The organism is Streptomyces sp. NPDC127119 (assembly GCF_042677425.1).
GTDB lineage: Bacteria > Actinomycetota > Actinomycetes > Streptomycetales > Streptomycetaceae > Streptomyces.
The window spans coordinates 1-25317 of record NZ_JBHXTO010000036.1 but is presented as its reverse complement, the minus strand read 5'-3'; the positions used below and the strand labels follow the sequence as shown (position 1 = coordinate 25317).

Genomic DNA, 25317 nt, shown 5'->3' with positions numbered 1-25317 from the left:
TTTCTCATGGCCGTCTCACAACAGAATCAGAGTTTCGGACACATAAAGGCTCCCTAATATCCGGGGAATGCATTCCGAGCCTGCCATCGAATCCCGCGCCGCCGTGCGCGGCCGCCGCCGCAAACGCGGCAACGGGCCTGAGGACGGTCCCGTGTTCGTGGACAACTCCGGTCGCAGGGCCAGGCTTCTGCGCCGGATCGGCACCCTCCTCGGTGTCGTCTGTATCGGGTACGCGGTCGTGCTCGGTATGGCGTTCATGGGGTGGGGCCCCTCGCTCACCCCGTCCTCGCTGCTGCCCTTCGGGGACGGCGGTCCGAACGGCAGCCAGAACTCCGGACCCGGCGGCGGGCTCCAGCCGCAGGGCGGTACCGGCAGCCCGCCCGCGCGGCCCACCGGCGCCCCGCCCTCGGGCGTCGCGACCGGCGCGGCACCCGCCGCCGCCCCGACGGCGTCCGTCTCCGCCCCGTCCGCGTCCGCCTCCGCGGCCGGCAACTGACCGGAACGGACCCACACCCATGGCTACTACGACGCCCTCGCGCGGCCGCAGGCGGGCCCCCTCCCGGATGACGCGGGCCGCGGGCAAGGCAGCGGCGCTGCAGAAACCGCGTGTCATCCTCGCCCTGCTGCTCCTGCTCGCGCTCACCAGCGTGATGCTGCTGGACGGCTATCTGCGCTCGGAGGTCGGCGGCGACGAGCGCGTACGCAGCGACGCCAGCTCCAGCAAGGTCCCGGACGACGTCATCGACGGCGGGCCGATCCTCTCCTTCAGGAACGGTGAGGCACGGTCCACGTCCGTCCCGGAGAAGACCATCGCGCTCACCTTCGACGACGGCCCCAATCCCACGTGGACGCCCCAGATCCTGAAGATCCTGGAGGAGAACGACGTCCCGGGTACGTTCTTCCTGGTCGGCTCGATGGTCTCGCGCTACCCGTCGATCGTGAACGACCTGGTGGACCAGGGCAACGAGGTCGGTATCCACACCTTCACGCACGTCGATCTCTCGTACCAGAGCAACGCCCGGATCGAGCGGGAGATGGACCAGACGCAGCTCGCCCTGGCGGGTGCGGCGGGCATCACGACGACGCTGTTCCGTGCCCCGTACTCCTCGGAGACGGACGCCATCGACAACTACAGCTGGCCCGTCTACAAGAAGCTCGGCGCCGAGGGCTACACCAGCGTCTTCGTCGACACCGACAGCGACGACTGGAAGCGGCCCGGCGTCTCGAAGATCATCAAGTGGGCCACTCCGGCGGAGAACAAGGGTGCCTCGGTGCTCTTCCACGACGCGGGCGGCGAGCGTTCGCAGACGGTGAAGGCGCTCGGCACGTACATCAAGAAGATGAAGGCGAAGGGTTACTCCTTCACCACCATCAGCGGTGCCGCCCAGCAGGCGGACGCCGCGGAGCAGCAGTCGGATGCCGCGGAGCAGCAGGCGAACGGCGGGCAGCCGGGCAGTGGCGCGGCGCCCGGCGGCCAGCAGGGTCAGGGACAGCAGGGCCAGGGGGCCCAGGGCGGCAACGCGCTCCAGGCCGCCCACCGCACCGCCACCGGCACCACCCTCTACGAGGGCAAGGCGCTCGTCGCCGCGGTCGCGGTCGCCGAGTGGACCGTACCGGGGCTCGCGACCGGGCTCGCGATCGTGGGCGTCGCCGTCATGGGCCGCTTCGGGATGATGCTGATCCTCGCCCGCAGGCACTACCGCAGACGCAACAGACGCCGGTTCAGCTGGGGGGAGCCCGTCACCCGGCCGGTCAGCGTGATCGTGCCCGCGTACAACGAGAAGGAGTGCATCGCCAACACCCTGAGGTCGCTGGCGCAGAGCACCCATCCGATCGAGATCATCGTGGTGGACGACGGTTCCACGGACGGCACCAAGGAGATCGCCGAGGCGCTCGGCATGCCGAACGTGCGCGTCGTCCGCCAGGAGAACGCGGGCAAACCGGCCGCCCTCAACAACGGCGTGCGGCACGCCAGTCACGACATCGTCGTGATGATGGACGGCGACACCGTCTTCGAGGCGGACACCGTACGGCAGCTGGTCCAGCCCTTCGCCGACCCCGGTGTCGGCGCGGTCGCGGGCAACGCCAAGGTCGGCAACCGCAACACGATCATCGGCGCCTGGCAGCACATCGAGTACGTGATGGGCTTCAACCTCGACCGCCGTATGTACGACCTGCTGCGCTGCATGCCCACCATCCCGGGCGCGATCGGCGCGTTCCGCCGGGAGGCCGTGCTCGCGGTCGGCGGGATGAGCGAGGACACCCTCGCCGAGGACACCGACATCACCATCGCCATGCACCGGGAGGGCTGGCGGGTCGTCTACCAGGAGCACGCCAAGGCCTGGACCGAGGCACCCGGCTCCCTCAAGCAGCTGTGGTCCCAGCGCTACCGCTGGTCGTACGGGACCATGCAGGCGCTGTGGAAGCACCGCAAGTCCCTGACCGACAAGGGCCCCTCGGGCCGCTTCGGCCGGGTCGGGATGCCACTGGTGGTGATCTTCCAGATCGTCACGCCCGTCTTCGCCCCGCTGATCGACGTGTTCACCGTCTACTCGATGATCTTCATCGACTTCAAGGCGTCGCTGCTCGCCTGGCTGGCCGTCCTCGGCGTGCAGCTCGTCTGCGCGGCGTACGCGTTCCGGCTCGACAAGGAGAAGTACCGGTATCTGCTGATGATGCCGCTGCAGCAGCTCGCGTACCGGCAGATGATGTACCTCGTCCTGATCCACTCCTGCATCACGGCCCTCACGGGCGGCCGGCTGCGCTGGCAGAAGCTGAAGCGCACCGGAGAGGTCGGCACACCGGCGGGGGTGGGCTGATGGGCTCGCACCGCCGGGGCGGCCCCCCGGCCGCCGGGTCCGCCGCGGTCGCGGACACGGCCCGCCTGCCGCGGGTGGCACCGGAGCCCTTGCCGCAGTCCCCGCCGGAAGCCCGGTCGGAGGCCCCGCCCGAGGCGCCTACCGGGAAGGGGCGTGATCGGTACTTCGACACCCTCCGGGCCGTCGCCCTCGTCCGTGTCGTGACCTACCACACCTTCGGCTGGGCATGGGCGGGCATGGTCCTGCCCTCCATGGGGATCATGTTCGCGCTCGCCGGCACCCTGATGGCGAAGTCCCTGGAGCGGCCCGCCCTCAAGGTGATCAGGAGCCGGATCCGCCGGCTCCTGCCGCCCTTCTGGTTCTGGGGCTCCTTCGTCGTGGTCGCGATGCTGATCCACGGCTGGATGCCGGGCTGGCAGATCGTCTACTGGGTCGTGCCGCTGGGCGACCCGCCGGGCAACGCGTGGGGCGAGCAGGCCTGGGAGATCCTCTGGTACCTGCGGACGTACCTCTGGTTCGTCCTGCTGTCGCCCCTGCTGCTGAAGGTCTTCCGGCTGGCCCCGGTCGCCGTCCTGGTCCTCTCGCTCGCCCCGATCGTGGTCCTCCAGTTCCTCTGGGAGCCGCCGGACGACCGCTTCGGCGTCGGACTCCTCGACCTGGCCACGTACCTGTTCTGCTGGATCCTCGGTTTCGCGCACCGCGACGGCGTCCTGGAACGGCTCAAACCGTTCGCCGTCGTAGTCCTGTCGCTCGCCGCGATCGGGTACGGCGGCTGGTACGCCTTCACGCACCAGGCCGAAACCGGCTCGTACGACCTCGACGACATCCCGTACGCCCAGGCGTTCTGGTCGGCCGGGTTCGTGACCCTGCTGATGTACGCGAAGGCGCGCCTCGGGATCGACTTCGCGTGGCTGGCCCGCTTCGGACGCCTCGACCGGATCGTGCGGATCTTCAACGCCCGCGCGGTCACGATCTACCTCTGGCACGAGCTGGCGCTGATCCTCGCCATCCCGCTGATCGACCAGTTCTGGAACGTCCCGGCCTTCGAGACGTATCTGCCGCTGGAGAGCCAGTGGTTCATGTTCGGCATCGGCTGGATCCTCATCGGCGTGTTCGTCCTGCTGTGCGGATGGGTGGAGGACGTGGCGGCGAAGTCGAAGCCGCGACTGCTGCCCTGAGCCGGGTTCACGGGATGCGTACTGCCACAATGGGTCCGTGACCCGCGCATCCCTGAACAAACAGCCGCACGAAGTCGCCTCGATGTTCGACGACGTCGCGGAACGCTACGACCTGACGAACGACGTGCTGTCGCTGGGCCAGGACCGGGTGTGGCGCAAGGAGGTCGCGAAGGCGGTCGACGCGCGGCCCGCGCAGAAGATCCTGGACCTCGCGGCGGGCACCGCCACCTCCTCCCTGCCCTTCGCGCGCACGGGCGCGTACGTCGTGCCCTGCGACTTCTCCCTCGGGATGCTCAGGGTCGGCAAGAAGAACCACCCCTGGCTGCCGCTCACGGCGGGCGACGCGACGAAGCTGCCGTTCAAGGACGACACCTTCGACGCGGTGACGATCTCCTTCGGCCTGCGGAACGTGCAGGACACGGACACCGCGCTGCGGGAGCTGTACCGGGTGACGAAGCCCGGCGGACGTGTGGTGATCTGCGAGTTCTCGCACCCGACCTGGGCGCCGTTCCGCACGGTCTACACCGAGTACCTGATGCGCGCGCTGCCGCCGGTGGCCCGCGCGGTCTCCTCGAACCCCGAGGCGTACGTCTATCTCGCCGAGTCGATCCGTGAATGGCCCGACCAGCCCGCCCTCGCCGAGCGGCTGATCAAGGCCGGCTGGTCGAAGGTGGCCTGGCGCAACCTCTCGGGCGGCATCGTCGCGCTGCACCGCGGTTTCAAGCAGGACTAGGGCCTGTCTGACAGTTCCTGTCCGGCGCAGGCGGTTCCGGGCGGCTGCCCGGCGCTCACCCGAGGAGTGCGAAGGGGTCGTGCGGAGGGTCGAGTTCGCGCTGCAGGCCGCCCGACGGCGGCTGGGGCAGTCGCGGCTCACGCACCCCCGCGCCCCCGCCGCCCTCACCCTCGCCGAGGTCGAACCACACCGTCACGACCGCCCCGCGCGGCACCTCGGAACCGGGCAGCGGGTACTGGCGTACGACGTAGTCGACGACCGTCAGGTCGAAGTCGGGCCGGTCGGGCGCGGCGAGGAGCACCCCACGCGCCTCGGCCGTCTCGCGCGCGTCCACGGCCATCAGACCGACGAGCCGCGGTACGCGCACTTCGGGTGTCTTGCGTGGTATGCGCACAGACGTCACCCCCAGCGGTACCGGCAGGGTAAGCCCTTGCCGGGCCCCGCCGGAAGGCGTCGGCGGGCGGGCCGCCGGTGGCCCGGGCCCCTCAGAGAGCCAGCCGGTAGCAGTGCCCGAACTGCTTCGACGTCGGCGTGGTGAACGTTTCCGCCAGCTCCATGCCCAGACGTCTGGTCACGGCGATCGAGCGTTCGTTGCGGGAGTTCACCATGGCCACCACGCTCGTGACGCCCGTCGCGCGCACCCGCTCCAGCGTGGCCTGCGCCGCCGCGGTCACGTACCCCTTGCCCCAGTACTCCCGGCCGAGCCGCCAGCCGATCTCGATCTCGCCCTTGGGCCCCCACTCGTGGGGCCACGGCTGGGCGCCGGTGAAGCCCATGACCCGGCCCTCCTCGTCGAGCATGGTCCAGAAGCAGAAACCGTGCTCGGCGTCGTGCCGGCGCTGGCGGGCGGTCAACTCCTCGTAGACGGACAGTTCGGCGGATTTCCCTCCGTGGAACTCCATCACGTCCGGGTGGTCGAAGGCCCGGTGCCAGGCGAAGGCGTCCTCGTCGGTGGGGACGCGCAGGTGTACCACGGGGAGAGCTCGGTTCACGGGGCAGCCCTTCAGCCAGGTGATCAGTACCGCTGCATAGACTGCCCATGTCCCGTGCCCGTCAGCACGCGGATTTCGAGACTTCGCGCTACGAGATTTTCGAGCCTTCGAGCCTTGGGGAGACCCCGCCGTGACCGAGTCCCAGTCCCAGCCCCTCTCCGAACACGCCGCGCCCCTGTCCGAACACTCCGCCGATGTGATCGTCGTCGGGGCGGGGCCGGCCGGTTCCACCACGGCGTACTACCTGGCCAAGGCCGGGCTTGACGTCCTGCTCCTCGAAAAGACGGCGTTCCCGCGGGAGAAGGTGTGCGGCGACGGACTGACGCCCCGCGCCACCAAACAGCTCGTCTCCATGGGTATCGACATCTCGGAAGAGGCGGGCTGGCTCCGGAACAAGGGGCTCCGCATCATCGGCGGCGGCGTCCGCCTCCAGCTGGACTGGCCGGAACTCGCCTCCTACCCGGACTACGGACTCGTCCGCAAACGCGACGACTTCGACGAGCAGCTGGCCCGCCAGGCGCAGAAGGCCGGCGCGCGCCTGTACGAGCGCTGCAACGTCGGCGCCCCGATCGTCGACGACCGCACGGGCCACATCACGGGCGTCCACGCCAAGCTCGGCGACGCCGACTCCAAGGAGAAGCGCGAAGTCACCTTCCACGCGCCCCTGGTCGTCGCCGCCGACGGCAACTCGACCCGGCTGTCCCTGGCGATGGGCCTGCACCGCCGCGAGGACCGCCCGATGGGCGTCGCCGTGCGTACGTACTTCACGTCCCCGCGCCACGAGGACGACTACCTGGAGTCGTGGCTGGAGCTGTGGGACCGCCGCGGGCCGGGCGAGGACCGGCTGCTGCCGGGCTACGGCTGGATCTTCGGCATGGGCGACGGCACCTCCAACGTCGGCCTGGGCGTCCTCAACACCTCGGCCGCCTTCAAGGAACTGGACTGGCGCGAGGTCCTCAAGGCGTGGTGCGCCTCCATGCCGGCGGACTGGGGCTACACCCCGGAGAACATGACGATCCCGATCCGCGGGGCCGCCCTGCCGATGGCCTTCAACCGCCAGCCCCACTACACGAAGGGCCTGCTGCTCGTCGGCGACGCGGGCGGCATGGTGAACCCCTTCAACGGCGAGGGCATCGCCTACGCCATGGAGTCGGGGCAGATCGCCGCGGACGTCATCGTCCAGGCGCAGGCCCGCGCGACGCCCGCCCAGCGCGAACTCGCTCTCCAGCGCTACCCGAAGGTCCTCAAGGACACCTACGGCGGCTACTACACGCTCGGCCGCGCCTTCGTGAAGCTCATCGGCAACCCGAAGGTCATGAAGATCGCCGCCGAGCGCGGTCTGACGCATCCCGTGCTGATGAAGTTCACGCTGAAGATGCTCGCCAACCTGACGGACCCGACGGGCGGCGACGCGATGGACCGCATCATCAACGGCCTGACGAAGGTGGCCCCGAGGGCCTGACGGGACGCGGGGCCCGCCAGGGCCCCGTTCCCGTGCCTGTACGCACGCCTGCTTCCCCTGTACGCGCGCATGCTTGTGGGCCGTTTCCCCCGCCGGGGAAACGGCCCACAAAAGCATTCAGGACGTGACGTCCGAAGGCGTGTGACCGAAGGTCAGAGCACCCGGACCGCACCGCTCGCCGGGTAGCCCGACAGATCCTGGATGACGACGCCCTTCGACGGGTTCGCCGCGTCCAGGTACTGGCCGCCGCCGATGTAGACGCCCACGTGGTACGCCGAGCCCGCGCCACCCCAGTACAGGATGTCGCCGACCTGGACGTTGGACAGCGAGACCGGGGTACCGGCCACGGACTGGTCCTGGGAGACGCGCGGCAGGTCGACACCGACCTGCTTGAACGCCGCCTGGACCAGGCTGGAGCAGTCCCACGCGTCGGGACCGGAGGCGCCCATGACGTAGGCGTCGCCGACCTGAGCCTTCAGGAAGCCGATGACCGTCGCGACGCTGCCGCTGGCGGGAGCCGCGACGTTGCTGCTGGCGGCCGTGGAGGCCGTCGTGAGGGTCGTGCGGCCCGCGGAGCGGGTGGCGCGCTCGGCGGCCTCCTTGCGGGCCGTCTCGGCCTTCTCCTTGGCCTCGGCCTTCTTCTTCGCGTCCGCGAGGTCCGACTTGGCCTGCTTCGCGGCCTTTTGGGCAGCGGCGTCACGCTCGGCACGCAGCTGGTAGTCGGCCGCGGCCTGCTGGGTGACCTCCGCGGACTCGGCGACCTGAGCGGTCATGTCTGCCGTGAGGGTGGGCAGCTCGATGGTCTGGGTCACCGGCTCGGCCGCGTTGGCCGTTCCGGCGGCACCGGCCACTGCCAGGGTGCCGAGGACGCCACCGGCAACTCCGGCGCGCATCGCGAGCGCCGAACTGCTGCGAGGCCGGGGTTTCCGGTGGCTTCGTATGTGAGCGGTGTGGGACATAGGGACAACCGGTATCAGGGGCTCCTCCATACCTTCAAGAAACGTGTGGTGCGCCACAATTGTTCAACGGTCCCGCGAATCGGGGTCGTGACGTCCTTTATTGACGCCGTAACGGGCATTGTGGACAGTGCCCGACGCGCCTGTGATCACGGTCTTTTCGCGTTACGTCCGAATTGCCCGCGACCTACCACTCGTTGAGCCGGTTGGCCAAGCCCGGTTGTTTCCGGCCTGTTACCGATGTGACGCACGTCACGGAACGGTAGCCCCGGCGGGCGCGTTGCGCGTGCGGATCGTGGGGAGACTCGGCGCCGATCCGGAGGGTGGTCCCGGATCGGGTCGACGCCGCCCTCCGCTCGTGAACGGATGCACGCGCCCGCGCCGTCCACAACGGACGTCCCAACTCCCCCCGACGTGTGAACGAGTTCCTCTATCAAGCGACCCGGTCCAACACCAATTTGCCTTGGATCCGGCTGGCTTGATAGTGCGCCAAGGCCCGGACCAGCGACGACGAGCGGGAATGTCACCTCTGGTGATCACTCGGACGCTTCTCGTACGAAGATCGGCACTCATCCGACTTCATGATCCTTCGCCGGGTGGTGGAGATCACAAAGGCGTTGTCGTACCCCGTGTCGCAGATCACAGACCGGCAGGCATAGGATGCGGGGCAGTTGGGCTTGTGACCTGCTTCACATGTGCGCGATCTTCGTGTGAGCCGCACGGGGTTCCGCACATCTCACGACCGTCGTGAGGTTCGTGGAGCAGGGGCGACGCCTGATGCAACCGCCAGCAGTCAATGCCGACTGAGAGGAGCGAGGAGCGGTGAACGCGTATGCGCCCATCCTCGTACTGGGAGCCCTCGGGGCAGGCTTTGCGATCTTCTCCGTGGTCATGGCCACGCTTATCGGTCCAAAGCGATACAACCGGGCCAAGCTTGAGGCCTACGAGTGCGGGATCGAGCCGACCCCCACGCCGGCGGGCGGCGGGCGGTTCCCCATCAAGTACTACCTGACGGCGATGCTCTTCATCATTTTCGATATCGAGATCGTCTTCCTCTATCCCTGGGCCGTCACCTTCGACGCGCTCGGGGTCTTCGGGCTCGTGGAGATGCTGCTCTTCGTGCTCACCGTCTTCGTCGCCTACGCGTACGTGTGGCGGCGCGGCGGCCTGGAATGGGACTGAACCCGTATGGGACCGACACCCGTAAGGGCCCCGCATGGGACTGACCCCCGCAAGGGACTGAGCCCCGTATAGGGGACAGAGGAGCCATTGAGCATGGGACTCGAAGAAAAGCTGCCGAGCGGCTTCCTGCTGACCACCGTCGAGCAGGCCGCGGGGTGGGTGCGCAAGTCGTCCGTCTTTCCCGCCACCTTCGGCCTCGCCTGCTGCGCCATCGAGATGATGACGACAGGGGCGGGCCGCTACGACCTGGCGCGCTTCGGCATGGAGGTCTTCCGCGGCTCGCCGCGGCAGGCCGACCTGATGATCGTCGCCGGGCGTGTCAGCCAGAAGATGGCACCGGTTCTGAGGCAGGTCTACGACCAGATGCCGAACCCCAAGTGGGTGATCTCCATGGGGGTCTGCGCCTCTTCGGGCGGCATGTTCAACAACTACGCGATCGTGCAGGGCGTCGATCACATCGTCCCCGTCGACATCTACCTCCCGGGCTGCCCGCCGCGGCCCGAGATGCTGATGGACGCGATCCTCAAGCTCCACCAGAAGATCCAGTCCTCGAAGCTCGGCGTGAACGCCGAGGAAGCGGCCCGTGAGGCGGAGGAAGCGGCGCTCAAGGCGCTCCCCACCATCGAGATGAAGGGGCTGCTGCGGTGAGCGACGCGAACGGCAACGGCACGAACGGCGCCGATCCGGAGAAGGACCTCGGCGCCTCCAACCTCCCGGGCCAACGCGGCGACGGCGGTGAGGAGATCCGCGTCCAGCGCGGCATGTTCGGCGCGAACAACGGCGGCGACACCTCCGGATACGGCGGCCTGGTCCGCTCGATCCGCCTCCCCGGCCCGGCCGGCCGCCCGTACGGCGGCTGGTTCGACGAGGTCGCCGACGAATTGGAAGGCGCCCTGGAGGAACAGGGACTGGTCCCGGAGAACGCGATCGAGAAGACGATCGTCGACCGCGACGAGCTCACCTTCCACATCGAGCGCGAGCACCTGCTCCAGGTCGCCAGGACCCTGCGCGACGACCCGGCCCTGCGCTTCGAGCTCTGCACCGGGGTGAGCGGGGTGCACTACCCGGCCGACAAGGGCCGCGAGCTGCACGCCGTCTACCACCTGCGCTCGCTCACCCACAACCGGCTGATCCGCCTCGAAGTCAGTGCCCCCGACAGCGACCCGCGCATCCCGTCCCTGGTCTCGGTCTATCCGACCAACGACTGGCACGAGCGCGAGACGTACGACTTCTTCGGCATCGTCTTCGAAGGTCACCCGGCGCTGACGCGGATCATGATGCCGGACGACTGGCAGGGCTTCCCGCAGCGCAAGGACTATCCCCTCGGCGGTATCGCCGTCGAGTACAAGGGCGCCCAGATCCCGGCTCCGGACCAGCGGAGGTCGTACTCATGAGCACGCAGTCAACGAGCGCGCAGTCGGCGGACGCGCAGTCGGCATCGGCGCGGGAGACCACCGAGGGAACCGTCTACACGGTCACCGGTGGCGACTGGGACGAGGTCGTCGAGACCGCGGCCAGGGCCGACGACGAGCGCATCGTCGTCAACATGGGCCCCCAGCACCCGTCCACCCACGGCGTGCTCCGGCTCATCCTGGAGATCGAGGGCGAGACGGTCACCGAGGCCCGCTGCGGCATCGGCTACCTGCACACCGGCATCGAGAAGAACCTCGAATACCGGACGTGGACCCAGGGCACCACCTTCGTGACGCGCATGGACTACCTGACGTCCTTCTTCAACGAGACCGCGTACTGTCTCGCCGTCGAGAAGCTCCTCGGCATCGAGGACCAGATCCCGGACCGCGCGACGATCATCCGGGTGCTCCTGATGGAGCTCAACCGGCTCTCCTCGCACCTGGTGTGCATCGCCACCGGCGGCATGGAACTGGGCGCCACCACGATCATGATCTACGGCTTCCGCGATCGTGAACTCATTCTCGACATCTACGAACTCATCACCGGCCTGCGCATGAACCACGCGTTCATCCGCCCCGGCGGCCTCGCCCAGGACCTGCCCCCGGGCGCGGTGGACCACATCCGCGAGTTCGTGAAGAAGATGCAGAAGAACCTTCCCGAGTACGACAAGCTCGCCACCGGGAACCCCATCTTCAAGGCCCGTATGCAGGACGTCGGCCACCTGGACCTGACCGGCTGCATGGCCCTCGGCGCCACAGGACCGATCCTGCGGTCCGCAGGCCTCCCGCACGACCTGCGCAAGGCCCAGCCGTACTGCGGCTACGAGACGTACGACTTCGACGTCCCGACCACGGACACCGCCGACGCGTACGGGCGCTTCCTCATCCGGCTGGAAGAGATGCGCCAGTCGCTCGCGATCGTCGAGCAGTGCCTGGACCGGCTGGAGCCCGGTCCGGTCATGGTCACCGACAAGAAGATCGCCTGGCCCGCCCAGCTCGCGCTCGGCCCCGACGGCCTCGGCAACTCGCTCGACCACATCAAGAAGATCATGGGCACCTCCATGGAGGCCCTGATCCACCACTTCAAGCTGGTGACCGAGGGCTTCCGCGTCCCGCCGGGACAGGCGTACGCGGCCGTCGAGTCACCCAAGGGGGAACTCGGGGTGCACGTCGTGTCCGACGGAGGCACCCGCCCCTACCGGGTCCACTACCGGGACCCGTCCTTCACCAACCTGCAGGCCATGGCGGCGATGTGCGAGGGCGGCCAGATCGCCGACGTCATCGTGGCCGTCGCCTCCATCGACCCCGTGATGGGAGGCGTCGACCGGTGACCACCATTCCTTCCGGGCCGGGCGTACAGCCACAGGGCACACAGCCGCAGGGTGTCAGCCTGGGCATGCCCCAACTGCCCGCGCCCGACTATCCGGCCGACGTCCGGACCCGGCTCGAAGCGGACGCGCGCGAGGTCATCGCCCGCTACCCGGACTCCCGGTCCGCCCTCCTTCCGCTGCTGCACCTCGTGCAGTCGGAGGAAGGCCATGTCACGCGCACGGGGCAACGGTTCTGCGCGGAGATGCTCGGCCTCACCACGGCCGAGGTGACCGCGGTCGCGACCTTCTACTCCATGTACCGCCGCAAGCCGAGCGGCGACTACCAGGTGGGCGTCTGCACCAACACGCTGTGCGCGGTCATGGGCGGCGACGCGATCTTCGAAGCCCTCCAGGAGCACCTGGGCGTCGGCAACGGCGAGACCACCGGCGACGGCAAGGTCACCCTGGAGCACATCGAGTGCAACGCGGCCTGCGACTTCGCGCCGGTCGTGATGGTCAACTGGGAGTTCTTCGACAACCAGACCGTGGCCAGCGCGAAGGGCCTCGTCGACGACCTGCGCGCGGGCACCGAGGTCGAGCCGACCCGCGGCGCCCCCCTGTGCACCTTCAAGGACACCGCCCGCATCCTGGCGGGCTTCCCCGACGAGCGCCCCGGCGCGGTCGAGGCGAGCGGCGGCGCGGGCCCCGCCTCGCTGGTGGGTCTGCGGCTGGCCAAGGGGGAGACGGGTCCCGCGCGCGTGGTGCATCCGCGCGGGTCCAAGGCCGCCGGATCGTCCACGGCCCCCGGCTCCTCCCGTGACGGGGCTCCGGCCGACCCGTCACCGGCCGACCCGTCGCCGTCGGGCCAGCCCTCGTCCAAGCACCTCAGTTCGCACGACGCACCGCAGGACACGTCGGCCTCCGACCCGGACCACCCGGCCGGGCCCGCCGCCGAGGAGGGGGAGTGATGACCTTGTCCACTCAGTACGGGGGCACCTCCCGGCCGGAGACCGGAGCGGACCCCGAGAAGGTGCTCGCACCGGTGCTGTCGGCCTTCTGGGACGAGGACAAGTCCTGGACGCTGGACACCTACCGGCGGCACGACGGGTACGAGGGCCTGCGCAAGGCGCTCGCCATGTCACCGGACGACCTCATCGCGTACGTGAAGGAATCCGGACTGCGCGGTCGCGGCGGCGCGGGATTCCCGACGGGAATGAAGTGGCAGTTCATTCCCCAGGGCGACGGAAAGCCTCACTATCTGGTTGTCAACGCCGACGAATCGGAGCCCGGGACCTGCAAGGACATCCCGCTCCTCTTCGCGAACCCGCACAGCCTCATCGAGGGCATCGTGATCGCCTGTTACGCGATCCGGTCTTCGCACGCGTTCATCTATCTGCGGGGTGAAGTCGTCCCCGTACTGCGGCGGTTGCACGAGGCCGTACGCGAGGCGCACGAGGCGGGCTACCTAGGGGAGAACATCCTGGGCAGCGGACTCGATCTCCAGCTCACCGTGCACGCGGGCGCGGGCGCGTACATCTGTGGTGAGGAGACCGCACTCCTCGACTCGCTCGAAGGCCGCCGTGGGCAGCCGCGACTCCGTCCCCCTTTCCCTGCGGTCGCGGGACTTTATGCCTGTCCCACTGTGGTGAACAACGTCGAGTCGATCGCGTCGGTTCCCGCGATTCTCCACAAGGGCAAAGAATGGTTCCGCTCGATGGGAAGCGAGAAGTCCCCGGGCTTCACGCTCTACTCGCTCAGCGGCCATGTCACCAGCCCCGGCCAGTACGAGGCCCCGCTCGGCGTCACCCTCCGTCAGCTCCTCGACATGAGCGGCGGCATCCGGGCCGGACACCGCCTCAAGTTCTGGACGCCGGGCGGCTCCTCGACCCCGATGTTCACCGACGAGCACCTCGACGTCCCCCTCGACTACGAGGGAGTGGGCGCCGCGGGTTCCATGCTCGGCACGAAAGCACTCCAGTGCTTCGACGAGACGACCTGTGTCGTACGGGCCGTCACCCGGTGGACCGAGTTCTACGCCCACGAGTCCTGCGGCAAGTGCACGCCCTGCCGCGAAGGGACTTACTGGCTCGTGCAGTTGCTGCGCGACATCGAGGCCGGCAAGGGCGTCATGTCCGACCTCGACAAGCTGAACGACATCGCCGACAACATCAACGGCAAGTCCTTCTGCGCCCTCGGCGACGGCGCCGCCTCACCGATCTTCTCCTCCCTCAAGTACTTCCGTGAGGAGTACGAGGAGCACATCACGGGTCGCGGCTGCCCCTTCGACCCCGCCAAATCGACGGTCTGGGCCGACAAGGACAAGCACACGGAGGTGAACGCATGACCGTGACCACGAGCGCTCCCTCCGGAGGCGGGGAAGCGGCGGTCCCGCCGGAGGACCTCGTCTCGCTGACCATCGACGGCGTCGAGATCAGCGTGCCCAAGGGCACCCTGGTCATCCGCGCCGCCGAACAGCTCGGCATCGAGATCCCCCGCTTCTGCGACCACCCCCTCCTCGACCCGGCCGGCGCCTGCCGCCAGTGCATCGTCGAGGTCGAGGGCCAGCGCAAGCCCATGGCGTCCTGCACGATCACCTGCACGGACGGCATGGTCGTCAAGACCCATCTCACCTCTCCTGTCGCCGAGAAGGCCCAGAAGGGTGTGATGGAGCTGCTGCTCATCAACCACCCGCTGGACTGCCCCGTCTGCGACAAGGGCGGCGAGTGCCCGCTGCAGAACCAGGCCATGTCGCACGGCGACTCCGAGTCCCGCTTCGAGGGCAAGAAGCGGACGTACGAGAAGCCCGTCCCGATCTCCACCCAGGTGCTGCTCGACCGCGAGCGGTGCGTGCTGTGCGCCCGCTGCACCCGGTTCTCCAACCAGGTCGCGGGCGACCCCATGATCGAACTGATCGAGCGGGGCGCGCTCCAGCAGGTCGGCACCGGCGAGGGCGACCCCTTCGAGTCGTACTTCTCCGGGAACACCATCCAGATCTGCCCCGTCGGGGCGCTCACCTCGGCGGCGTACCGATTCCGCTCGCGGCCCTTCGACCTCGTCTCCTCGCCCTCGGTGTGCGAGCACTGCTCCGGCGGCTGCGCGACCCGCACCGACCACCGGCGCGGCAAGGTCATGCGGCGCATCGCGGCCGACGACCCCGAGGTCAACGAGGAGTGGATCTGCGACAAGGGGCGGTTCGGCTTCCGGTACGCGCAGCAGCGGGACCGGCTGACGACACCCCTGGTGCGCGGCGCGTCCGGTGAGCTGGAGCCCGCCTCCTGGCCCGAGGCACTGGAGGCGGCGGCCCGGGGACTCCTGGCGGCCCGCTCCCGGTCCGGCGTCCTCACCGGCGGCCGGCTGACCGTCGAGGACTCCTACGCGTACAGCAAGTTCGCGCGCGTGGCCCTCGACACGAACGACATCGACTTCCGCGCGCGCGTGCACAGCGCCGAGGAGGCCGACTTCCTGGCCGCCCGCGTCGCCGGCCGCGGCCGGGACCTCGACGGTACGGGCGTCACGTACACGGCCCTGGAGAAGGCGCCCGCGGTCCTGCTCGCCGGATTCGAGTCCGAGGAGGAGGCGCCCGGCGTCTTCCTGCGGCTCCGCAAGGCGTGGCGCGGACACGGTCAGCAGACCTTCTCACTGGCCACGCACGCCACCCGCGGCCTGGAGAAGGCGGGCGGCACCCTGCTGTCGGCCGCCCCCGGCACCGAGACCGCGTGGCTGGACGCGCTCGCCTCCGGCACCGGTCTGGAGGACGACGGGGCGAAGGCCGCCGAGGCACTGCGCCTGGCGGGCGCCGTGATCGTCGTCGGTGAACGGCTGGCCTCCGTGGCGGGCGGGCTCACCGCCGCCGTACGGGCCGCCGCCGCCACCGGCGCCCAGCTGGTGTGGATCCCGCGCAGGGCAGGCGAACGCGGCGCGATCGAGGCGGGGGCGATGCCCTCGCTGCTGCCCGGCGGACGCCCGGCCACCGACCCGCGCGCGCGGGACGAGGTCATCGGGGCCTGGAAGATCGGCGCGCTTCCGCACCGGCACGGCCGCGACACCGGACAGATCGTCGAGGCCGCCGCCACCGGCGAACTCTCCGCGCTCGTCGTGGCGGGCGTCGAGGTCGCCGACCTCCCCGACCCCACACGCGCGCGTGCGGCCCTGTCCGAAGTGGGCTTCCTGGTCTCCCTCGAACTGCGTCCCAGTGAGATCACCGAGCACGCGGACGTCGTGTTCCCGGTCGCCGCGGTCGCCGAGAAGGCGGGCACCTTCCTCAACTGGGAGGGCCGGGCACGTCTCTTCGAGGCCGCTCTCAAGCCCGACCAGATGACCCGCCGGGTGGCGCCCACCGACGCGCGCGTCCTGCAGATGCTGGCCGACGCCATGGACGTCCACCTCGGACTGCCCGACCTGCGGACCGTGCGCGCGGAGCTGGACCGGCTCGGCGCCTGGGACGGGCCGCGGGCCACCGAACCGCTGGAGACCGCGGCGCAGTCGCCGCGGCCCGCCGCCGGTGAGGCCGTGCTGGCCGGACACCGGCTGCTGCTCGACCAGGGCCGCCTCCAGGAGGGCGACGAGGCGCTCGCCGGGACCCGGCACGAGGCCCACGCGCGCGTGTCGCCCGCCACGGCCGCCGAGGCGGGCGTCAAGGACGGCGACACGCTGGCCGTCACCGGGCCCTCGGGAGCGGTCGAACTCCCGCTGCGGATCACGCAGATGCCCGACCGGGTGGTCTGGCTCCCGCTGAACTCCGCCGGGGGAGGCGTCGCCTCGGACACGGGTGCGACCCCCGGCGCACTCGTCCGCATCGGACCGGCGACGCTCGCCGGCGAGGCCCCCAAGGAGGTGGAGGCATGACCCCGAACCTCACCGCGCCGGTCTACCTGGCCGCGGAGGACCTCTCCGTCTTCGGCCGGGACGTCTGGTGGCTCGTCGTCATCAAGGCGGTGTTCTGCTTCGCCTTCCTGATGCTCACCGTGCTCTTCTCCATCGTGTGGGAGCGCAAGGTCGTCGCCTGGATGCAGCTGCGCATCGGCCCCAACCGGCACGGCCCCTGGGGCATGCTCCAGTCGCTCGCCGACGGCATCAAGCTGATGCTCAAGGAAGACCTGATCGTCAAGCGCGCGGACAAGGTCGTCTACGTCCTCGCGCCGATCATCGCGGCGATCCCGGCCTTCATGGCGATCGCCGTGATCCCCTTCGGGCCGGCCGGCAACGAGATCTCGATCTTCGGCCAGCGCACCACGATGCAGCTCACCGACCTGCCGATCGCGATGCTCTACATCCTCGCGGTCGCCTCGGTGGGCATCTACGGCATCGTGCTCGCGGGCTGGTCCTCCGGGTCCACGTATCCGCTGCTCGGCGGCCTGCGCTCGTGCGCGCAGATGATCTCCTACGAGATCGCCATGGGCGCCGCGTTCGCGTCGGTGTTCCTGTACTCCGGCTCGATGTCCACCTCGGAGATCGTCGCCCAGCAGGAGGACCGCTGGTTCGTCGTCCTGCTGCCGGTGTCGTTCCTGATCTACATCGTGACGATGGTCGGCGAGACCAACCGCGCCCCCTTCGACATGCCGGAGTCCGAGGGCGACCTGGTCGGCGGCTTCAACACCGAGTACTCGTCCATCAAGTTCGCGCTGTTCATGCTCGCCGAGTACGTGAACATGGTGACCGTCTCGGCGGTCTCCGTGACGCTCTTCCTGGGCGGCTGGCGGGCCCCCTGGCCGATCAGCACCTTCTGGGAGGGCGCCAACCACGGCTGGTGGCCGATGCTGTGGTTCGTCATCAAGGTGCAGCTGCTGCTGTTCTTCTTCATCTGGCTGCGCGGCACGCTGCCCCGCGTCCGCTACGACCAGCTGATGAAGCTCGGCTGGAAGGTCCTGATCCCGGTCTCCGTGGTCTGGCTGATGCTCGTGGCGACCGTACGGACCCTGCGCAACGAGAACTACGACTTCGCCGACATCGCCCTGTACGTGGGCGGCGGCGTCCTCGTCCTGCTGCTGCTGTCGTTCGTCGCCGACATGTTCCGCGAACGCAAGGACGCCGAGGGCGCCCGGGAGGCGCTGGACGAAACCGCCGCCTTCGACCCGATGGCGGGCGGCTATCCCGTGCCGCCGCTGCCCGGACAGGAGTTGCCGCCGGTGCCCAGGCGCCGCCCGCGCCGGGAACGGGAGTTGATTGTCAGTGGTGGCGTGAATACTGACAGTGACGGATCTGATGGACCTCGTGACGGAAAGGAGGCGTCCGATGGCTGATGAGCAGAAGGAGACCAAACCCGGTTTCCAGAACCCCGTCGCAGGCTTCGGCGTGACCTTCAAGGCCATGTTCAAGAAGCGGCTGACCGAGCAGTATCCGGAGCAGCAGAAGACCACCGCACCGCGCTTCCACGGCCGGCACCAGCTCAACCGGCATCCGGACGGCCTGGAGAAGTGCGTCGGCTGCGAGCTGTGCGCCTGGGCGTGTCCCGCCGACGCCATCTACGTGGAGGGCGCGGACAACACCGAGGAGGAGCGCTACTCCCCGGGCGAGCGGTACGGACGCGTCTACCAGATCAACTACGCCCGCTGCATCCTGTGCGGCCTGTGCATCGAGGCGTGCCCCACGCGCGCGCTGACGATGACCAACGAGTTCGAGCTGGCCGACAGCAGCCGCGCCAACCTCATCTACACCAAGGAGCAGCTGCTCGCCGGTCTGGAGGAGGGCATGGTCGAGTCGCCGCACTCGATCTTCCCGGGCACGGACGAGCAGGACTACTACCGGGGGCTGGTGACGGAGGCCGCGCCGGGCACGGTGCCGCAGGTCGCCGTCTCCAAGGGCGAGGTCCCGCAGGAGAGCGGGTCCGCCTCCGGTCCGGACGAGCCGGCGTCGGAGCAGGTGATCGGCCGATGACCGGGCAACTGGCCGCGCACTCCGGCTCCCTGGCCGCCGACGCCACGACGTCGCTGGCGGCCTACTCGACCTCCACCGGCGAGGCCGTCCAGTTCTGGATCCTCGGTACGGTCGCCGTGATCGGCGCCCTGTGCACCGTCCTCATGAAGAAGTCCGTGCACAGCGCGCTCTGCCTCGCCGGAACCATGATCATCCTGGCGGTGTTCTACCTCGCCAACGGTGCCTACTTCCTGGGCATCGTGCAGGTCGTCGTCTACACCGGCGCGATCATGATGCTGTTCCTCTTCGTGGTCATGCTCGTCGGTGTCACCGCGGCGGACTCCCTGAAGGAGACCATCAAGGGCCAGCGCTGGCTGGCCCTCCTGTGCGGCCTCGGCTTCGGCGTCCTGCTGTGCGCGGGCATCGGCAACGCGTCGCTGAACGAGTTCGAGGGCCTGGCCCAGGCCAACGCCGGCGGCAACGTGGAGGGCCTGGCCGCCCTGATCTTCACGAAGTACGTCTTCGCCTTCGAGATCACCGGCGCCCTGCTCATCACGGCCGCCGTCGGCGCCATGGTGCTCACCCACCGCGAGCGCACCGAGCGGGCCAAGACCCAGCGCGAGCTGGCCGGGGAACGCGTACGGGCGAACAAGCAGCTTCCGCCGCTGCCCGCACCCGGCGTGTACGCCCGGCACAACGCGGTGGACATCGCCGGTCTCCTCCCGGACGGCACGCCGTCCGAACTGACCGTCATCAGCACGCTGCGCGAGCGCGGTCAGATCCGCGATGTGTCGGACCAGGCCATCAAGGACCTGAAGGCGCTCGAACAGCGTTCCGGGGAGCGGCTCGGCCGCGAAGGCCGTGAAGAGGAGGCCGCGAAGTGAACCCCGTCAACTACCTGTATCTCGCCGCCCTGTTGTTCACGATCGGCGCCTCGGGCGTCCTGATCAGGCGGAACGCGATCGTGGTGTTCATGTGCATCGAGCTGATGCTCAACGCCTGCAACCTCGCGTTCGTCGCCTTCTCCCGGATGCACGGCAATCTCGACGGCCAGATCATCGCCTTCTTCACGATGGTCGTCGCCGCCGCGGAGGTCGTGGTCGGGCTCGCGATCATCGTGTCGCTGTTCCGTTCCCGCCACTCGGCCTCGGTCGACGACGCCAGCCTGATGAAGCTGTAAGGGGTCGCTGAATCGTGGACAACCTGATTGCGCTGCTGGTGGCAGCGCCTCTGCTCGGAGCGGCCGTACTGCTGTGCGGCGGCAGGCGGCTCGATGCCGTCGGCCACTGGATCGGCACGGTCCTCGCGTCCGCCTCCTTCGTGATCGGCGCGATCCTCTTCGTCGACATGCTGGGCAAGGACGAGGAGCACCGGGCCCTCGCACAGCACCTGTTCAGCTGGATCCCCGTCGAGGGCTTCCAGGCGGACGTCGCCTTCCAGCTCGACCAGCTGTCGATGACGTTCGTGCTGCTGATCACCGGCGTCGGCTCGCTCATCCACGTGTACTCGATCGGGTACATGGAGCACGACGAGCGCCGCCGCCGCTTCTTCGGCTATCTGAACCTGTTCCTCGCGGCGATGCTGCTGCTCGTCCTCGCCGACAACTACCTGCTGCTGTACGTCGGCTGGGAGGGCGTGGGCCTCGCCTCGTACCTGCTCATCGGCTTCTGGCAGCACAAGCCCAGTGCCGCGACCGCCGCGAAGAAGGCCTTCCTGGTCAACCGCGTCGGTGACATGGGCCTGTCGATCGCCATCATGCTGATGTTCACCACCTTCGGGACCTTCGCCTTCGGGCCGGTCCTGGAGGCCACCGGAGAGACCGGCGAGGGCAAGCTCACCGCCATCGGGCTGATGCTGCTGCTCGCCGCGTGCGGCAAGTCCGCCCAGGTGCCGCTGCAGTCCTGGCTCGGCGACGCGATGGAGGGCCCGACCCCGGTCTCGGCCCTCATCCACGCCGCGACCATGGTGACCGCGGGTGTGTACCTGATCGTCCGCTCCGGGGAGATCTTCAACGCCGCGCCGGACGCCCAGCTCGTCACCACCGTCGTCGGAGCGGTCACGCTCCTCTTCGGTGCGATCGTCGGTTGCGCCAAGGACGACATCAAGAAGGCGCTCGCCGGTTCGACCATGTCGCAGATCGGCTACATGATCCTCGCGGCGGGCCTCGGCCCGATCGGGTACGTCTTCGCGATCATGCACCTGGTGACGCACGGCTTCTTCAAGGCCGGGCTCTTCCTTGGCGCCGGTTCGGTCATGCACGGCATGAACGACGAGGTCGACATGCGCAAGTACGGCGGCCTGCGCAAGCACATGCCGGTCACCTTCGTGACGTTCGGCCTCGGCTACCTCGCCATCATCGGCTTCCCGGGCCTGTCCGGCTTCTTCTCCAAGGACAAGATCATCGAGGCCGCCTTCGCCAAGGGCGGCACCGAGGGCTGGATCCTCGGAAGCGTGGCCCTGCTGGGCGCGGCCATCACCGCGTTCTACATGACGCGCGTGATGCTGATGACGTTCTTCGGTGAGAAGCGCTGGCAGCCCGACGAGCACGGCCACGAGCCGCACCCGCACGAGTCGCCGAGGTCCATGACGATCCCCATGATCGTGCTGGCCTTCGGATCGGTCTTCGCGGGCGGCTTCTTCGGCATCGGCGACCGCTTCCTGCACTGGCTGGAGCCCGTCACCGAGCACGCGCACGGACACCCGCCGATCGGCGCGACCACCGTCACCCTCTCCACGATGGTCGTGCTCGTCATCGGCGTCGGCCTCGCCTGGCTCCAGTACGGGCGCCGTCCCGTCCCGGTCGTCGCCCCGCGCGGCTCCCTGCTCACCCGGGCCGCCCGCCGCGACCTCCTCCAGGACGACTTCAACCACGTCGTCCTGGTGCGCGGCGGCGAGCACCTCACGCGCTCCCTGGTGTACGTCGACCACACCCTGGTCGACGGGGTCGTCAACGGCACGGCGGCCTCGATGGGCGGTCTGTCCGGACGGCTCCGCAAGCTGCAGAACGGCTACGCGCGCTCGTACGCCGTCTCGATGTTCGGCGGTGCGGCGATCCTCATCGCCGCGACCCTGCTGATGAGGGCGGTCTGATACCGATGTCCTTTCCTCTGCTGACAGCGACGGCGGCCCTCCCGGCGATCGGGGCGATCGCCACGGCCGCCGTGCCGGCCGCCCGCCGCACCGCGGCCAAATGGCTGGCGCTGCTCGTCTCGCTCGCCACCCTGGCCCTCGCCGTCGTCGTCCTGGTCCGCTTCGACCCCGACGGCGACCGCTACCAGCTCACCGAATCGCACTCCTGGATCAAGGACTTCGGGGTGCGGTACGAGCTGGGCGTGGACGGCATCGCGGTGGCGCTCATCGCGCTGACCGCCCTGCTCATCCCGTTCGTGATCCTCGCGGGCTGGCACGACGCCGACCCGCTGGAGACCCACAGCAGCCGGTGGCGGCCGACCCAGGGCTTCTTCGCCCTGATCCTCGCCGTCGAGGCGATGGTGATCATCTCCTTCGAGGCCACCGACGTCTTCCTCTTCTACATCTTCTTCGAAGCCATGCTCATCCCGATGTACTTCCTCATCGGCGGCTTCGGGGACCGGGCCCACGCGGGCTCGGACGAACACGCGGCGGCACAGCGTTCGTACGCCGCCGTGAAGTTCCTCCTCTACAACCTGGCCGGCGGCCTGATCATGCTGGCCGCCGTGATCGGCCTCTACGTGGTGGCGGGGAACTTCTCGCTCCAGGAGATCGCCGAGGCGCGGGCCAACGGCTCGCTGGACATGGCGACCAACACCGAACGATGGCTGTTCCTGGGCTTCTTCTTCGCCTTCGCGGTGAAGGCGCCCCTGTGGCCGCTCCACACCTGGCTGCCCAACGCCATGGGGGAGTCCACCGCCCCGGTCGCCGTACTGATCACCGCGGTGGTCGACAAGGTCGGCACCTTCGCGATGCTGCGCTTCTGCCTCCAGCTCTTCCCGGAGGCCTCGAAGTGGGCGACGCCCGCGATCCTCGTCCTCGCCCTGATCAGCATCATCTACGGGGCGCTGCTCGCGGTCGGCCAGCGGGACATCAAGCGCCTGGTGGCGTACGCGTCGATCTCCCACTTCGGGTTCATCATCATGGGCATCTTCGCGATGACCAGCCAGGGGCAGTCGGGCGCGACGCTCTACATGGTCAACCACGGGATCTCGACCGCCGCCCTGATGCTGGTCGCCGGGTTCCTGATCACACGGCGCGGCTCGCGTCTGATCGCCGACTACGGAGGGGTGCAGAAAGTCGCCCCGGTGCTCGCGGGCACCTTCCTGATCGGCAGCCTGGCGACGCTGTCGCTGCCGGGACTCGCGCCGTTCGTGAGTGAGTTCCTGGTCCTGATCGGCACGTTCGCGCGCTACCCGGTGATCGGGATCATCGCCACCTTCGGCATCGTCCTCGCCGCGCTCTACACACTCGTCCTGTACCAGCGCACGATGACGGGCCCGGTGAAGCCCGAGGTCTCGGCCATGCCCGACCTCAAGGTGCGGGAACTGGTGGTGGTCGCCCCGCTGATCGCCCTGCTGATCTTCCTGGGCGTCTACCCGAAGCCCCTCACCGACATCGTCAACCCGGCGGTCAAGCAGACCATGTCCGACGTACACAAGAAGGACCCCAAGCCCGAGGTGGAGGCCGCCAAGTGAGCGCTACAGCCGTCCACAGCCTGTGGACAACGGCGGCCGACCCGATCCAGAAGATCGACGCGCCGCACATCGAGTACGGGCAGCTGTCGCCCACCCTGATCGTCATCGGGGCGGCGGTCATCGGCATCCTCGTCGAGGCCTTCGTGCCCCGCAGGTCCCGTTACTACGTGCAGGTCTTCGTGTCCGTCGTCGCTCTCGCCGCCGCGTTCGCCGCGGTGGTCGCCCTCGCGGCGAGCGGATACGGCACCACGAAGGCCGGGATCGCCGCGATGGGCGCCGTCGCGGTCGACGGCCCCGCGCTCTTCCTGCAGGGCGTCATCCTGCTGGCCGGTGTACTGGGCGTGTTCACGTTCGCCGAACGGCGCCTCGATCCCGTGGCGCACGGCAACCGCGTCGACTCGTTCGCGGCGCAGGCCGCCTCCGTACCGGGCAGCGACAGCGAGAAGGCCGCGGTCAAGGCGGGATTCACCACCACCGAGGTGTTCCCGCTGCTGCTCTTCGCCATCGGCGGCATGCTCGTCTTCCCCGCGGCGAACGACCTGCTGACCCTCTTCATCGCGCTGGAAGTCTTCTCGCTGCCGCTGTACCTGCTGTGCGCCGTGGCCCGCCGCAAGCGGATCATGTCGCAGGAGGCCGCGGTCAAGTACTTCCTGCTCGGGGCCTTCGCCTCCGCGTTCACCCTCTTCGGCATCGCCCTGCTCTACGGCTACGCCGGCTCCGTGTCGTACGCGACCATCGCCCAGGTCGTCGACGGCACGGTCGAGACGGTGAACCCGGCCCTCGCCGACACCATGGGCAACGACGCGCTGCTGCTCATCGGCGCCGCGATGGTCGTCATGGGCCTGCTGTTCAAGGTCGGCGCGGTGCCGTTCCACATGTGGACCCCGGACGTCTACCAGGGCGCACCGACCCCGGTGACCGGCTTCATGGCCGCCGCGACCAAGGTGGCCGCCTTCGGCGCGCTGCTGCGCCTCCTGTACGTCGTCCTGCCGGGCCTGCGCTGGGACTGGCGGCCGGTGATGATGGGCGTCGCGGTCGTCACCATGCTGGGCGGCGCGATCGTCGCGATCACCCAGACCGACATCAAGCGGCTCCTCGCGTACTCGTCCATCGCGCACGCGGGATTCATCCTCGCGGGTGTCATCGCGATGACACCGGACGGTGTGTCGTCGGTGCTCTTCTACCTGGGCGCCTACTCGTTCGTGACGATCGGCGCGTTCGCGGTCGTCACCCTCGTCCGCGACGCGGGCGGCGAGGCCACGCACCTGTCCAAGTGGGCCGGCCTCGGACGCAGGTCACCGCTGGTGGCGGCCGTGTTCGCGGTCTATCTGCTGGCCTTCGCGGGCATCCCGCTGACCTCCGGGTTCGCGGGCAAGTTCGCCGTGTTCAAGGCGGCGGCCGAGGGCGGCGCGGGCGCGCTGGTCGTGGTCGGTGTGATCTCGTCGGCCATCGCGGCGTTCTTCTACATCCGCGTGATCGTGCTGATGTTCTTCAGCGAGCCGCGTCCGGAGGGACCCACGGTCGCCGTGCCGTCGCCCCTGACGATGACGGCCATCGCGGTGGGCGTGGCGGTCACGCTGGTGCTCGGTGTGGCGCCGCAGTACTTCCTGGATCTGGCGGGGCAGGCGGGCGTCTTCGTCCGCTGAGGCAGCCCGGTCCGTGGGGCCCCCGGTGACGCGGGAACCCGGGCCCCCCGCAATAACCGGGGCCGACCCGCGCGGCCCCCCCCCCCAAAAAAACAAACACCCCAAGTG

The 25317-nt window shown here is 69.1% G+C and carries 22 protein-coding genes; 19 read left to right on the top strand and 3 right to left on the bottom strand.

Features of this window, described 5'->3' with window-relative positions; translation table 11 throughout:
- Positions 1–67: 67 nt before the first annotated feature.
- Genes ACFVH5_RS18185 through ACFVH5_RS18170 form a run of 4 tightly spaced genes read left to right on the top strand, consistent with a single transcriptional unit; the run spans position 68 to position 4730 of the window.
- Positions 68–496, top strand: a complete 429-nt coding sequence (locus ACFVH5_RS18185; protein ID WP_385834676.1) for a hypothetical protein — start codon at positions 68–70, stop codon at positions 494–496.
- Between the two features lie 19 nt (positions 497–515).
- Positions 516–2819: a bifunctional polysaccharide deacetylase/glycosyltransferase family 2 protein gene (locus ACFVH5_RS18180; protein ID WP_385834675.1), complete on the top strand. Its 2304-nt coding sequence runs from the start codon at positions 516–518 to the stop codon at positions 2817–2819.
- Positions 2819–3997 (top strand): acyltransferase, encoded by a 1179-nt coding sequence (locus ACFVH5_RS18175; protein ID WP_385834674.1) that lies wholly within the window; start codon positions 2819–2821, stop codon positions 3995–3997. The genes ACFVH5_RS18180 and ACFVH5_RS18175 overlap by 1 nt, the downstream gene beginning before the upstream one ends.
- A 37-nt stretch (positions 3998–4034) precedes the next feature.
- On the top strand, positions 4035–4730 hold the full coding sequence (locus ACFVH5_RS18170; RefSeq protein ID WP_385834673.1) for a demethylmenaquinone methyltransferase: 696 nt from the start codon (positions 4035–4037) through the stop codon (positions 4728–4730).
- A 55-nt stretch (positions 4731–4785) separates the two neighbouring features.
- Here ACFVH5_RS18170 and ACFVH5_RS18165 read toward each other — a convergent pair whose 3' ends face one another.
- Positions 4786–5124 (bottom strand): PASTA domain-containing protein, encoded by a 339-nt coding sequence (locus tag ACFVH5_RS18165; RefSeq protein WP_366782180.1) that lies wholly within the window; start codon positions 5122–5124, stop codon positions 4786–4788.
- A gap of 91 nt (positions 5125–5215) precedes the next feature.
- Positions 5216–5722, bottom strand: a complete 507-nt coding sequence (locus ACFVH5_RS18160) for a GNAT family N-acetyltransferase (protein ID WP_384806031.1) — start codon at positions 5720–5722, stop codon at positions 5216–5218.
- Positions 5723–5852: 130 nt separating this feature from the next.
- On the opposite strand from ACFVH5_RS18160, the gene ACFVH5_RS18155 reads away from it, so the two are divergent.
- Positions 5853–7184, top strand: coding sequence for a geranylgeranyl reductase family protein (locus ACFVH5_RS18155; RefSeq protein ID WP_384806028.1), 1332 nt, complete (start codon positions 5853–5855; stop codon positions 7182–7184).
- 152 nt (positions 7185–7336) lie between these two features.
- Here ACFVH5_RS18155 and ACFVH5_RS18150 read toward each other — a convergent pair whose 3' ends face one another.
- Positions 7337–8173: a C40 family peptidase gene (locus tag ACFVH5_RS18150; protein ID WP_384801009.1), complete on the bottom strand. Its 837-nt coding sequence runs from the start codon at positions 8171–8173 to the stop codon at positions 7337–7339.
- A gap of 789 nt (positions 8174–8962) precedes the next feature.
- Between ACFVH5_RS18150 and ACFVH5_RS18145 the strand changes: the two genes are divergently transcribed.
- The 14 genes from ACFVH5_RS18145 (at position 8963) to nuoN (ending at position 25209) form a co-directional block, all read left to right on the top strand.
- Positions 8963–9322: an NADH-quinone oxidoreductase subunit A gene (locus tag ACFVH5_RS18145; RefSeq protein WP_033319564.1), complete on the top strand. Its 360-nt coding sequence runs from the start codon at positions 8963–8965 to the stop codon at positions 9320–9322.
- 93 nt (positions 9323–9415) lie between these two features.
- A complete protein-coding gene (locus tag ACFVH5_RS18140; RefSeq protein ID WP_018528252.1) occupies positions 9416–9970 on the top strand; it encodes an NADH-quinone oxidoreductase subunit B family protein in 555 nt (184 codons plus the stop codon).
- Positions 9967–10716: an NADH-quinone oxidoreductase subunit C gene (locus tag ACFVH5_RS18135; RefSeq protein WP_385834671.1), complete on the top strand. Its 750-nt coding sequence runs from the start codon at positions 9967–9969 to the stop codon at positions 10714–10716. Before ACFVH5_RS18140 ends, ACFVH5_RS18135 begins: the two co-directional genes overlap by 4 nt.
- Entirely contained in the window at positions 10713–12065 is a 1353-nt protein-coding gene (locus ACFVH5_RS18130; protein ID WP_384801015.1) for an NADH-quinone oxidoreductase subunit D, read from the top strand. Before ACFVH5_RS18135 ends, ACFVH5_RS18130 begins: the two co-directional genes overlap by 4 nt.
- Before the next feature lie 65 nt (positions 12066–12130).
- Positions 12131–13012 carry an NADH-quinone oxidoreductase subunit NuoE gene (gene nuoE, locus ACFVH5_RS18125; RefSeq protein ID WP_385834717.1) on the top strand — a complete coding sequence of 294 codons (882 nt, stop codon included), beginning with the start codon at positions 12131–12133 and terminating at the stop codon, positions 13010–13012.
- Positions 13012–14388, top strand: a complete 1377-nt coding sequence (gene nuoF / locus ACFVH5_RS18120; RefSeq protein WP_385834670.1) for an NADH-quinone oxidoreductase subunit NuoF — start codon at positions 13012–13014, stop codon at positions 14386–14388. Before nuoE ends, nuoF begins: the two co-directional genes overlap by 1 nt.
- A complete protein-coding gene (locus ACFVH5_RS18115) occupies positions 14385–16889 on the top strand; it encodes an NADH-quinone oxidoreductase subunit G (protein ID WP_385834669.1) in 2505 nt (834 codons plus the stop codon). Before nuoF ends, ACFVH5_RS18115 begins: the two co-directional genes overlap by 4 nt.
- Positions 16886–18283: an NADH-quinone oxidoreductase subunit NuoH gene (gene nuoH / locus ACFVH5_RS18110; RefSeq protein WP_385834668.1), complete on the top strand. Its 1398-nt coding sequence runs from the start codon at positions 16886–16888 to the stop codon at positions 18281–18283. The genes ACFVH5_RS18115 and nuoH overlap by 4 nt, the downstream gene beginning before the upstream one ends.
- A complete protein-coding gene (gene nuoI / locus ACFVH5_RS18105; RefSeq protein ID WP_385834667.1) occupies positions 18276–18917 on the top strand; it encodes an NADH-quinone oxidoreductase subunit NuoI in 642 nt (213 codons plus the stop codon). The genes nuoH and nuoI overlap by 8 nt, the downstream gene beginning before the upstream one ends.
- Positions 18914–19780, top strand: coding sequence for an NADH-quinone oxidoreductase subunit J (locus tag ACFVH5_RS18100; protein ID WP_385834666.1), 867 nt, complete (start codon positions 18914–18916; stop codon positions 19778–19780). Before nuoI ends, ACFVH5_RS18100 begins: the two co-directional genes overlap by 4 nt.
- Positions 19777–20076 (top strand): NADH-quinone oxidoreductase subunit NuoK, encoded by a 300-nt coding sequence (gene nuoK, locus ACFVH5_RS18095; protein WP_069171239.1) that lies wholly within the window; start codon positions 19777–19779, stop codon positions 20074–20076. The genes ACFVH5_RS18100 and nuoK overlap by 4 nt, the downstream gene beginning before the upstream one ends.
- Before the next feature lie 14 nt (positions 20077–20090).
- Positions 20091–21986: an NADH-quinone oxidoreductase subunit L gene (gene nuoL / locus ACFVH5_RS18090; RefSeq protein WP_384801031.1), complete on the top strand. Its 1896-nt coding sequence runs from the start codon at positions 20091–20093 to the stop codon at positions 21984–21986.
- A 5-nt stretch (positions 21987–21991) separates the two neighbouring features.
- On the top strand, positions 21992–23563 hold the full coding sequence (locus tag ACFVH5_RS18085) for an NADH-quinone oxidoreductase subunit M (protein WP_384801034.1): 1572 nt from the start codon (positions 21992–21994) through the stop codon (positions 23561–23563).
- Positions 23560–25209, top strand: a complete 1650-nt coding sequence (gene nuoN, locus ACFVH5_RS18080; RefSeq protein WP_384801037.1) for an NADH-quinone oxidoreductase subunit NuoN — start codon at positions 23560–23562, stop codon at positions 25207–25209. The genes ACFVH5_RS18085 and nuoN overlap by 4 nt, the downstream gene beginning before the upstream one ends.
- The last annotated feature ends 108 nt before the right edge of the window (positions 25210–25317 follow it).